Source organism: Peribacillus deserti, assembly GCF_016909175.1.
In the GTDB taxonomy this organism is placed as follows: Bacteria; Bacillota; Bacilli; order Bacillales; family DSM-1321; genus Paraperibacillus; species Paraperibacillus deserti.
Genome location: NZ_JAFBFI010000007.1, coordinates 25639 through 37691 on the forward strand (window position 1 = coordinate 25639; position 12053 = coordinate 37691).

7 protein-coding genes and 2 riboswitches are annotated in these 12053 nt (G+C 40.8%); all 7 genes read right to left on the minus strand.

Annotation, left to right across the window (positions count from 1 at the left end):
• Window positions 1-99: 99 nt before the first annotated feature.
• The 7 genes from metH to JOC77_RS09195 all read right to left on the minus strand — a co-directional run bounded on the left by metH (window position 100) and on the right by JOC77_RS09195 (window position 11929).
• Entirely contained in the window at window positions 100-3546 is a 3447-nt protein-coding gene (gene metH / locus JOC77_RS09165) for a methionine synthase (protein ID WP_204542174.1), read from the minus strand.
• On the minus strand, window positions 3539-5386 hold the full coding sequence (locus JOC77_RS09170; protein ID WP_204542176.1) for a bifunctional homocysteine S-methyltransferase/methylenetetrahydrofolate reductase: 1848 nt from the start codon (window positions 5384-5386) through the stop codon (window positions 3539-3541). The genes metH and JOC77_RS09170 overlap by 8 nt, the downstream gene beginning before the upstream one ends.
• Window positions 5387-5475: 89 nt before the next feature.
• Window positions 5476-5576: riboswitch (SAM riboswitch) on the minus strand.
• A gap of 161 nt (window positions 5577-5737) precedes the next feature.
• Window positions 5738-6505 (minus strand): sporulation protein YunB, encoded by a 768-nt coding sequence (yunB, locus tag JOC77_RS09175; RefSeq protein WP_204542182.1) that lies wholly within the window; start codon window positions 6503-6505, stop codon window positions 5738-5740.
• Window positions 6506-6576: 71 nt separating this feature from the next.
• Window positions 6577-7215 (minus strand): MOSC domain-containing protein, encoded by a 639-nt coding sequence (locus tag JOC77_RS09180; RefSeq protein ID WP_204542184.1) that lies wholly within the window; start codon window positions 7213-7215, stop codon window positions 6577-6579.
• An 836-nt stretch (window positions 7216-8051) separates the two neighbouring features.
• Window positions 8052-8450: a YybH family protein gene (locus JOC77_RS09185; protein WP_204542187.1), complete on the minus strand. Its 399-nt coding sequence runs from the start codon at window positions 8448-8450 to the stop codon at window positions 8052-8054.
• Window positions 8451-8793: 343 nt separating this feature from the next.
• Complete coding sequence (locus JOC77_RS09190; RefSeq protein ID WP_275585066.1) at window positions 8794-9957, minus strand: trans-sulfuration enzyme family protein; 1164 nt, start codon at window positions 9955-9957, stop codon at window positions 8794-8796.
• A gap of 98 nt (window positions 9958-10055) precedes the next feature.
• A riboswitch (SAM riboswitch) is annotated at window positions 10056-10162 on the minus strand.
• 90 nt (window positions 10163-10252) lie between these two features.
• On the minus strand, window positions 10253-11929 hold the full coding sequence (locus tag JOC77_RS09195; protein ID WP_204542201.1) for a glycerol-3-phosphate dehydrogenase/oxidase: 1677 nt from the start codon (window positions 11927-11929) through the stop codon (window positions 10253-10255).
• Window positions 11930-12053 lie beyond the last annotated feature (124 nt).

The window sequence follows — 12053 nt, forward strand, 5'->3', positions numbered from 1 at the left end:
TTTAACTATTGATTCATACGCCGAAGTTTAACCTTGACCATAAAAGTAAGCAATATGCATTTGACTGCGCACCAGGATTTCCATGAGCATTTGTATTACTTACCTGTCCACATTAAAATATCTTGCTTCTGGGTGTGATACTACAAAAGCAGAAACAGACGCTTCAGGCTCCATCATGAAACCATCTGTAAGTGTTATGCCTATTTCTTCTGGCTTTAGCAGCCTGAACAGTTTTTCCTGGTCCTCTAAATTTGGACATGCGGGATAACCGAATGAATATCTCTGTCCTGTATATTTGGCTGAAAATCTTTCTTTCATAGTCATGTCAATAGAATCTGGTATACCCCATGCGTCTCTCATTACATGGTGCATTCTTTCTGCAAATGCTTCCGCGGTTTCAAGCGCAGCTGCCTGGATTGCATGGCTCTTCAGGAAATCTCCATGCTCTTTCCAGCGGGATGCCCATGATCTTATTTCCTTTCCTGCTGAAACCACAAACATGCCGATATAATCCATTTTTTCTGATTTTACGCTTTTAACATAGTCAGCCAGGCATAAATAAGGCTGGGACTGCTGACGCGGGAAATCCAGAGTCTCCAGAATTTCGGAATGATTTTCCGGATTGTAAATGTAAACTTTATTTCCTTCGCTTTGAGCAGGATAGAACCGGTAGATTCCATTGACTGTATACTCAGGACTTTGTGACATCTTCAGAAGAAGTGAATCAACTAATTCATTCAGGAAGAGCGCCTTCTCTTCTTTCTTTTTTATCAGCTCATCAACTTTCCCTTTTAATCCGAGATGGTGGCCAATCAACATTTGTTTGTTGATATAGGGAATAATCTGCTTTAGCGGATAGTTTTTTAGAACATGGCGCTTGAGGTCTCGTGGAACTACTACCGGGTTTTGTGTAGTTACTGCAGACCTTTTTATAGTTGTTTCTTTACGAACAAGGACAGCCGTCGCAGCACCTCCTGCAGATTGCTGTCGTTTCTCTTTCACCTGTAAAACGAGAGCCTCTCTTTTTTCCTCATCATGAAGGGTATTGGCAAGGCTCAAGCCATCCATAGCATCTTTTGCGTACAGCACAGTCCCTTCATATTCCGGAGCAATTTTAAAATCTGTAAATTTCCTCGACAGCGCTGCACCACCAACCATGATCGGAAGGTTTATGTCTGCCTGTTTAAGGTCCTGGGCAGTGAGCACCATTTGCTGAGCTGACTTAACAAGCAGTCCTGAGAGGCCGATTACAGAAGGAGAGTGTGTTCTTACCGCATCTATAATCTGCTGGGAAGTCACCTTTATCCCTAAATCCACTACATCATAGCCGTTATTTGTTAAGATAATGTCTACAAGGTTTTTTCCGATATCGTGAACGTCCCCTTTAACTGTAGCCAGGAGCACTTTACCCTTCACTGATTTTTGAGCGGACTTTTCCATTAATGGCTCAAGGTGTGCTACTGCTGCTTTCATCGCCTCAGCACTTTGAAGAACTTCAGCGACGATCAGCTGGTTGTCATTGAACAGCCTCCCTACTTCACTCATCCCACTCATTAGCGGACCGTTGATAATTTCAAGCGGTTCATCACCTCGGGACAGCACTTCGTTTAAATCTTCTACAAGGCCCTGTTTCGTTCCTTCAATAATGTATTGTGCAAGCCGCTGTTCAACCGGAAGTTTTTTATTATCTTGTTTTTTTTCAGCCTTCTTATCTCTGTAAAAATCAGTAAACTTTTGAAGAGTTTCTTTAGATGTTTGAAAAAGAAGCTCTTCAGCCAGTTTAATTTCTTCTTCAGGAATACTTGCAAAGCGTTCAAGTTTTTCGGTATTTACAATAGCATAATCGAGTCCTGCCTTCGTACAATGGTACAGGTATACGGCATTTAAAATTTCTCTGCCTCTCGGCGGTAGACCGAAGCTCACGTTGCTGATTCCCAATATGGTCAGCGTTTCAGGAAAAGCTTCCTTTATTTTCTTAATGCCATTTACTGTTTCTGCTGCTGCCCCGATATACTGTTCATCTCCCGTTCCAACGGGAAAAACTAACGGATCAAAAATAATATCGCTTGGCGATAACCCATATTTGCTGACTAAAATATCTAATGTCCTTGCAGCAATCTCAAGCTTCCGCTCGGCATCAACAGCCATTCCTATTTCATCAATGGTACCCGCCACAACGGCAGCGCCATATTTATGAACCAATGGGATGACTTTTTCAAACCGTTCTTCCCCATCTTCTAAATTAATAGAATTAATAATTCCTTTTCCTTGAGAATGCTTAAGAGCCATCTCAATGACCTCTTCATCTGTGGAATCAATCACGAGTGGTACTTTCACTTTTTTGACAACTTCCTGAATAAATACTTCCATATCACCAAGCTCGTCGCCATCAGGATCAGCCAGGCAGATGTCAATTACATGTGCACCTTTTTTTACTTGAGCCCTTGCAATTTCCGAAGCCTCTTCATAGTGCTTTTCGCGGATCAGCTCTTTGAATTTTCGTGATCCGATTACATTTGTTCTTTCGCCTACAAACAGCGGCCTCATAGACTCATCGTATATAAGCGGTTCAATACCAGAAACAGCATGCTGGCCGCCTTCTGCCTTGATTTCTCTTGGTGTGATGTCTTTTAGTGCATCTGCCATTGCCTCAATATGGGCAGGGGTAGTTCCGCAGCAGCCGCCTGCGATATTAAGCCAGCCCTTTTCAGCAAATTGCTTTACTTTTCCTGCAAGGGAAGAGGGAGATTCATGATAATGACCCTCTTCATCCGGGAGGCCCGCATTCGGATAACAGCTGACTGCTGATTTGGAAATAGTGGATAAACTTCGGATATGATCGGTCATAAACTCTGGACCCGTTGCGCAATTTAATCCAACAGCAGCCGGTTTCATATGTTCACACGAAAGATAAAAAGCTTCAATGGACTGGCCAGCCAGGGTTGTACCCATTGGTTCAATGGTTCCGGAAATAATAATGGGAAGCTCTCTGCCATTGTCAGCAAACGCTCTTTTAATCCCTAAAAAAGCAGCCTTAACGTTCAGCATATCCTGTGAAGTTTCAACAAGAAGAAGATCGACGCCCCCTTTTATGAGCCCCTGTACTTGCTCCTCATAAGACTGAGCTAAAATATCAAAGGTAGTACCGCCCGTAACAGAAAGAGTTTTCGTTGTCGGCCCTATGGAACCTGCTACAAACCTCGGGAAGTCAGCAGATGTGAATTCATCTGCTGCTTTTCTTGCAATTTGGGCTGATACAAAGTTTAATTCATAAGCCTTCTGCCCCAGGTTATATTCATCAAGAACAATACTTGTCGCACCGAAGGTATTTGTTTCAATGATATCGGCTCCAGCATCGAGATACGCCTTATGTATTTTTTCTATTGTATGAGGTGAAGTCAACGAAAGGTATTCATTGCAGCCTTCATATTCTTCTCCCCCAAAATCCTCAGCTGATAGGTCTGCATCTTGAATCATAGTTCCCATCGCCCCATCGAGGATTAATATTTTTTCTTTTAACCGGCTGTTAACATCTTTACTAGTCATTCACAGTCACCTCTACTCTTCTGGATGCATCTATTTTATGCACATGCTTTGTTATTTCGGCAGTTAGCTCAAATCGCAAAAACGGTGTAATTAGATATATTCCATTAAATTTTTCCATTGCTTTTTCAGTCAAGGCCTTCGCAATTGCGATTCCTTCTTTAGCTGCCTGCGCAGGATCTCCTCCAGCAGAAGCCATTGCTTTCCGAACAGAATCTGGAAGTGTAATACCAGGCACTTCATGATGAATAAATTCAGCGTTCCTAGAACTTGTCAGCGGCATAATTCCTAGAAAGATAGGTGTTTTTAAATGTTTGGTAGCTTCATAAACTTCATCAATCTGGTTTTCAGAATAAATCGGCTGAGTGAGGAAAGATTGCGCACCAAAGGAAATTTTCTTTTCCATTCGTTCTACAGCTTTGTGTAAATAGCGGACATTAGGATTGAAAGCCGCCGATATATTAAAGTTTGTTTTCTGACCTAATGGCTTCCCTGAATACGACAGACCTTCATTAAACTGCTTAATTAAGGCTATTAAATCGAAAGAAGAAAGGTCATATACAGATGTTGCGCCGGGGAAATCCCCGATTTTTGATGGATCTCCTGTAACAACGAGCACTTCATTTAATCCGAGTGTGGATAAACCCATTAAGTGTGACTGCAGGCCGATTAAGTTTCTGTCTCTGCAGGTAAGATGAATCATTGGATTAATATTGCTTTTCTCTTTTAAAAGAGATCCTAAAGAGATATTGCTGATTCTAGGTGTAGCAAGTGAGTTATCTGCCAGCGTAACAGAGTCAGCACCCGCCTTCCTCAGTGCTTCTGCACCCTCCATAAATTTAGCAATGCCCAGTTTTTTTGGTGGATCAAGCTCAACCAAAATTGTCCGTTTTTCTAATGCCTGCTTGCTGAGTGATTGTTCAGGCTTGCGGTCTTGAAGCTCATTCACCTCAATTTTTCTATATTTGACTTTTTTCTTAACTATTGGCTCCAGCCCTTCGACAGCCTTCTTGACGCTTTGTATATGAAGAGGGGTCGTCCCGCAGCAGCCTCCGATAATTCTGGCACCCTCTAATCTTAATTCCAGGGCCTTTTGGCCGAAATAATCAGGATTTGCCTGATATACCAATTTCCCATCTTCAAAATCCGGCAGGCTCGCATTTGGATACACGGCTAAAAAAGAACGATCCGGAATCGGAACTTCCTCTAAGGAACTCAGCATATGATGCGGGCCAAGACGACAGTTCACACCCACTACATCCGCACCGGCATCTTGCAGCCGTAGCAAGGCTTCCCCTAAATGCATTCCATTTTGCAAATACCCAATTTCATGCAGAGAAACATTAGAAATAATCGGCAAAGCGGTTTCTCTCTTGGCGATCGTAAGGACGGCATGTAGCTCTTCAAAGTCATAATAAGTTTCAAGCAATATCCCATCAGGATTCTCCATCAGAAGACTATATAGCTGTTCACGAAAGCCCCGTTTAATTTCATCAAGGCTTAAGTCCGATTTTCGAAAGCTTCTAGTGGCACCTATCGTTCCGAATACAAAGGTATTTTCCTTTGCAGCTTTCCTCGTTATTTGAATCCCTTTTCTATTAATTCTGCTTACCTCGTCTTCAAGGCCGTATCTCTTTAGTTTAAAATAATTGGCACCATATGTATTGGACTGCAGAATATCTGCTCCAGCTTTGACATATGCTTCATGAATCCTTTCAACCTGTTCGGGATTCAGGATATTTAATTCCTCATAGCAGGCGTCAATTCCGTGTGAATATAACTGCGTCCCCATCGCCCCTTCGCCAACGAGGATTCTTTTTTGTATTTCCTCTTTAAAATTCATTTTATCTGCCTCCATTTGATGGAGATGCACCAGACCTAAGCGGAATAAAAAAAGCCTTCTATAAGAAGAAGGCTTTTCACCAAGGCATCTCCTTATCTTCCAAGCATAAGCTTGCTGGATTTAGCACCATGCCTAATGGCTGGTTGCTGAGGTTTCTACGGGCCAGTCCCTCCACCTCTCTGGATAAGATGTTATATTTTTTTCGCTAAAGCCCTGGGAACGTTGCGTCCGGCAGCACCAGCAGAAGCGATACATCCAATGTTATCACTGAAGTTTCAAACTATTCAAAAATCTTATTATCTTAATTTACATTAATTCCTGCCTTTTATCAAGGCAAATCATGTATGAATTTTATTTTTTTGGACTGCCAGGTTTCACAATAGCCGGAGCGGGGGTTTTCCCTCCATCTTCACTATAGTAATCAGGAACATCTCCAGGTACAAATATCCCTCCCAAGCTGATTTGCTGCTCGACAAGCATTTTCTCTGAATAAGAAGGAATAACGATTTGAACATTAATTTTAAAATGAGCAAACAGCTCCAGGTACGTATTATTTATCCCGGCATCCGTAAATTTAGTCTTAAAATCTGGCTCTACATTGCCGATTAACGACATTCTCACCGGAATTTTCGGGCCAAGATTGGCAAGCAAAGAATTGTGGGTAACCACGCCTAAAGGAATATGGTAAACCAAGGATTTAAACTGATCGGAATCCACTTTATCTGATTGTCCTTCATAGAACTGCTGATCCTCGTTAATCCCCAGTTTCCTCTGAATATCTTTCGTTGTAGAGGACCGTATACTGTTATAAATTTTCGGATTAAAGCTGAAGGCTGGTGTTTTACCCTCATCCTTGAAATGGACTATTATAAGGTCTTCCATATCATGCTCTGCGATATTTTCATCGATTGATTCATTTATCACTTCAGATGAAACTCTCTTAATCTCGCTTTTGGCAATGTTTATAATAATCGGTTCTATCGCTCTGTCAATCAGAATAATGGAAAATAGACAAGAGCATATGAAGAGAATAAACGAATATAAAAATACAAGCCGTGCAGGCAGAGGTCCTTTACCTCTAAGAAAGGTAAGTTTGCTTTTGTAATTCTTTCTGTACATATAAAACCTCCTTTCCACTATACCTATGCTAGTACTGTCAGCGGTAGTATAGTTTCAGAGGTTTTTCATCTTTACAGAATTCTTTTTTGGAGCTTATTTCTCCATTCATCCGAGAGCCCTTCAGCCTCTAGAACTGTTCTTGCCCCTTGTTCTCCGTCACGATCCTGGAACATCACTAAGTTCGCATACAGAACGGAAACGGTCTCCTGCTTTCGCTCAAGCAAAACAACCTCTGACCCTTTTTCAACTATTCCTGCCTTTAATACCCTGGCAAAATAGCCGGTATATCCGGTGTCCAACAGCTTTTTCAGAAAATTAGGCTGGTTGTTCTGCATCGATACCGTAGCACAGGGAATTCTGCCCTCACAAATCTGAACAACCGCATCCCCCATGCTTATCACATCTCCTATATACATATCATCCTCAAGCATACCTGACACCGTAGCATTTTCCCCAAAAGCAGGCAGAGATAATGCTTGCTCAAACATCTTTTCCCAGTAAGAATAGTGCTCAAACGGATAAAAACATACAGCCCGATCCGGGCCGCCATGATGTTTTAAATTAGCCTGTCCATCCCCCGAAAAACCTTCAACCCTTAATTCCGCGAAGTCCTGGGCTTCTTTGCCGATCGCCGTTTTCATTACATAGTCACTAAATTTTCTTATCTGAGGTCTGCCAGTATGGAGAGAAATAATGTTTTTACTGTTCAACTTTTACACTCCGATCAGGTTTTTATCATATTATAACGCGGCCAGGGTGTTAGTGGTAAATAAAGGGAGGTCTGACATAGAAGAATTGGTAAAATATCATTCAATGTTAGTAAATATATAGGTTTTGGGCTTTATCGGCGTTAGGGAGCAATCTTATCAACTGCGGAATATATGAAACCTGCACAATCCGAGACGGTTCATATTTTTTAAATTTTGGCTCATTTATTCTGAAAAACTGCTCATAAATATCATATCTCTATATTTATCTAACAAAATAGCATTGGCGCAATTATTTTGTTATATAATGCAATTATTTTTTTATATGAGGCAATTATTTTTTTATACGATACAATTATTCTGCATTCCGGTACATGTAGATTACTTTTTTTGCCACGGTATCCGCAGCTTCCAGCTCTTTAAAACTAAATAAGATGCAATTTCTTGTATTATTTTAAGGGTTATGCTAGAATCAACTCACAATATGTAGTCTGAATATTTAAAAATCGGCCTATATATTGATTAACCTAGGTAAAACTCCTCAATGATCGCTCCTTACGAGCGATTTTTTTATGCGGAAAAAAACTGACACTTTGCATGTATAGGGGTCCGCTTTTATAGGTTCTCCTCATATTAACAGTAATGATAGGCTGACAACATTACAAAAATTGTGGAGAGTTGTTAGTTTTTTATAAGACAATAATTATGTCAAACTATACGTCGATCAGCGTCTGCTTGTTTATGAAATATTCATGCCCGGGAAAAGGTAAAAGATTTATTAAGTTATAAGAAGAAAGCTGCTTCATAACTGCTCATGCAATTATATTTATAATCTATATCTATACTGACTTCTCATTGATTAAGTCTGTACCATAAGAGTTGTCGATTGCACAAAGCCATTCACCTTGTGGATTTTTCTTAAAGACATATGTTGCCCTTCGATCCATAGAATAGTCCGATTGCTTTTTATCGGCATCAAGCAGAGTCTGGGAAATAACTAACGCAATGTCTCCAGCTTCTAAAATAAGCATTTCTCCCTGTGTTGGTACAAGACTATTATTGAAATATTTTGCAATAGCAATAAATGCTTTTTTGATTTCTTCTTTACCTCGTGCAATCATTCCAGGCTTTACAACTAAAATTGCATCATCAGTATAGTAATTTATCAGTGCATCAAAATCTTCCCGCTTTATTGCATTGTCACACTTCTTGATAACCTCTTTTAATTCGTGTTCCATGATTTACCCCTCCCAATATATAAATATCTATATTCTCTTAATTTCACAAAATGCACTTTAATGTATGGTTGAACTTTATTGGCAATTTTTTTTACAATCCGGCACCGTTAGTTAGTTCAATAAAGCCTATTACTTAGTGCAAAATTTATAAATAGAAGAAGCTTTTTAATAAAGAAAAAGACGTGTATCCATTCACACGTCTTTTCTAATGTCGAAATTATCATCTAAAAACGGAACTCTTTATATAATGGCAGCATATTTTCTCTTGAATCCCGTTTGAGTGCTCTCTATGAGCTGCCGTCACTCGAAACAATAACAATGAGTTCCACCTAAAAATAATCCTTCAAGTTCTCACTGCTTCTATATTTGCTGGTACTTCAAGGACCGTTCTTAAGTCATCAATCAGGTCATCTGCATTTTCGATTCCGACTGAGAGTCGTAGAAGCTTATCGGTAATTCCTCTGGATTCGCGGATTTCCGCAGGAATATCTGCGTGAGTCTGTGTAACCGGGTATGTTATTAAGCTTTCTACTCCGCCAAGGCTTTCTGCGAAGCTGATTACCTGCAAGTTTTTTAGAATCATAGGGACTAGCTTTGTATTCTTTACTGTAAAGGAAAGCATAGCGCCATATCCGCTGGCCTGCCTTGAAGAGATTTCATATTGCGGATGATCTTTCAGGCCTGGATAGTATACCTGCTCTATAGATGGATGCTCTGAAAGCCACTCGGCAATTTTTTGAGTGTTCTCCTGCTGCCGTTCAAGCCTGATTGCAAGGGTCTTTAATCCTCTTAGTATGAGCCAGGAATCCTGAGGTCCTAAAATGGCTCCTGCACCGTTATGAATTTTTGCCATTTTTTCTGAAAGCTCTTGAGAAGCTGTTACGACCAGCCCAGCTACTGCATCATTGTGCCCTCCAAGGTACTTTGTAGCACTGTGCATAACGATATCGGCACCAAATGAGATGGGCTGCTGTAAATATGGCGTCATAAATGTATTATCTACTATGGAAATTAACCCATTCTTATTGGCAATTCTTAATGTTTGCTCAAGATCCGTAACTTTCATAAGCGGATTAGTGGGCGTTTCAATAAAAATGCCTTTACTTGAACTGGTTATGGCTTCCGAGATAGCGTCAGATGAAGATGTATCAATATACGAAGCTGATATTCCGTAATGGCTGAACACTTCTTCGAGCAGGCGGTAAGTTCCTCCGTATAAATCATCAGAAACGATTAAATGATCTCCTGGTTTAAACAAGAAGAGTATAGATGTGATCGCTGCCATACCGGAAGAGAAGGCAAATCCTCGGTGTCCCCCTTCAAGCTTAGCGATCGCCTCCTCAAGGGCTGATCGGGTCGGATTAGCCGTTCTTGAGTAATCAAAGCCTGTACTTTTCCCAAGTTCCGGATGGCTGAAGGTCGCACTCTGGTATATAGGTGTACTGATCGATCCAGTAGTAGGATCCTTTTGAAGTCCTGATCTTACAAGTAAAGTTTCAATTTTCAATCCCATTCATCTCTCTTTCTAATCTTTTCTGGCTGCATTCCATAAATAAAAGCGTCCTTCAGAGAAGAACGCTTTTGGTTGAATACAATAGCATTTTTCTCTCATCGGCTAAATAACGATTTACTGGCATTAGCACCGTTCAAGCAAAATGCTTGATGGTTGCCGGGCTTCATCGGGCCAGTCCCTCCACCACTCTTGATAAGAGTTTTATTTTGTTTTGGTTGCTTGAGGAAAATAATAACCCTCCATAATAAAATTGTCAATATTTTTGAAATAGTTTTACTACACCCAATCGTTATGTTTGTTTACTCAAAAATCCTAAAGCGATTTGTGTTTTTGCAATCTCTGTATCTAATTGTGATGTATACAGCCTTTTTTCTTTTTCTGACCAATGAAAAATATCGGCCAGGGCCCTTATCACATTTCCTTTCCATTTCTTCACGAGGGAAATATTAAAGAGCAGGGCTCCTGTTCTTCTTAAAAAGAAATCTACTGCATTGGCAATGCATTCTTTTTCGACTGCATATATTAATTGGGCATATATATTCAGCGGTAATTGATATTTTCCGTCTTCATGGCCTCTATTTGAAATAATTTCAAATAATGCTGCTGCATTGGTTCCATAAACAGAGGCAATCTGTCTGGCATCTTCCGGCATCAGTCCTGCTTTTACTCCTGCTATTACCTGATCATCTAAAAAAGCTTTAAACTTGGATGAGCCGCCAAAATCCCCTCCAGAAATAGGCAGATTTCTGGTTTGGCAGCCGCCAAAAACGAGGCCTTCTTCCGCTTTTAAGTCTGCAGACACAAAATCAACCACCGTTTCGGCCATTTTCCGATAGCCGGTGAGTTTCCCTCCGGCAATTGTAATCAGTCCTGAATCAGATGTCCAAATTTCATCTTTCCGGGAAATCTCGGATGGCCCTTTGCCTTCTTCGAGGATGAGCGGCCGGACTCCAGCCCAGCCGGAATCTATATCTCCCTTAGATAAATTAAGACTAGGAAATATACCGTTTATTGATTGGAGTAAGTATCGTACATCTATCTCAGTTATTTCCGGAGAGACCGGATCATCTTCATAGAAGGTATCAGTTGTGCCCACATATGTTTTGCCCTGGCGCGGTATGGCAAATATCATTCTCTTATCAGGGGTATCAAAATAGATGGCCTGCTTTAAAGGAAACCGGCTCTGGTCGAACACCAGATGAACACCTTTTGTAAGCTGCAAAGTCTTGCCAAGCTTAGAATGATCTTTTTCTCTTATAAGATCCACCCATGGACCAGAAGCGTTTATGATTTTCCTGGCAAATACCTTATACCTTTTTTTTGTTAACTGATCTTCTAGCACAACACCTTTGACTACTCCTTTTTCGTTATATAAAAATTCAATTGCTTTTACATAGTTTAATAGTACCGCCCCTTTTTCTACTGCCTTTTTAGCAACCTCTATTGTTAATCTTGAATCATCCGTCCGGTATTCCACATAATATCCGCCGCCTTTGAGATGTTCACTGTTAAGGAGGGGTTCTTGTTTTAGCACCTTCCCTTTCGTCAGCATGGTCCTTCTCTCCAGCTTTTTTACTCCTGCAAGAAAATCATACACTCTCAAGCCGATTGAGGTGGTGAACCTCCCAAAGGTTCCGCCCTTATAGATCGGGAGGAGCATTTTTTCAGGTGTGGTAACGTGAGGACCGTTTTCATAAACAATCGTACGCTCTTTGCCTACTTCTGCAACCATTCCTATTTCAAATTGTTTTAAGTACCGTAAACCGCCATGTACAAGCTTCGTTGAACGGCTTGAGGTTCCGGCAGAAAAATCCTGCATATCGACGAGGCCGGCTTTCATACCCCTTGCCGCTGCGTCAAGGGCAATACCGGTACCTGTAATACCACCGCCGATAATAAACAGATCAAAATGTTCTTTCTGTAATTGGTCTTGAATGATTGCTCTTTTTGTATTGGTAAATGTCATCAAACCTCTCCCTCGCCTGAAAACTTCTACTAGACTTTACCCTAACTTATGCCTAATTTATTCCTGGAAGATAAAAATATAGACCACATTTTGGCTGCAAAAGTCTGCCTGCATGTGGTCCGAG

What these genes read in the sequence shown, in the direction of transcription:
- metH (WP_204542174.1), bottom strand. Translation starts at nt 3,546, where the DNA reads ATGACTAGTAAAGATGTTAACAGCCGGTTAAAAGAAAAAATATTAATC.
- JOC77_RS09170 (WP_204542176.1), bottom strand. Translation starts at nt 5,386, where the DNA reads ATGAATTTTAAAGAGGAAATACAAAAAAGAATCCTCGTTGGCGAAGGG.
- yunB (WP_204542182.1), bottom strand. Translation starts at nt 6,505, where the DNA reads ATGTACAGAAAGAATTACAAAAGCAAACTTACCTTTCTTAGAGGTAAA.
- JOC77_RS09185 (WP_204542187.1), bottom strand. Translation starts at nt 8,450, where the DNA reads ATGGAACACGAATTAAAAGAGGTTATCAAGAAGTGTGACAATGCAATA.
- JOC77_RS09195 (WP_204542201.1), bottom strand. Translation starts at nt 11,929, where the DNA reads ATGACATTTACCAATACAAAAAGAGCAATCATTCAAGACCAATTACAG.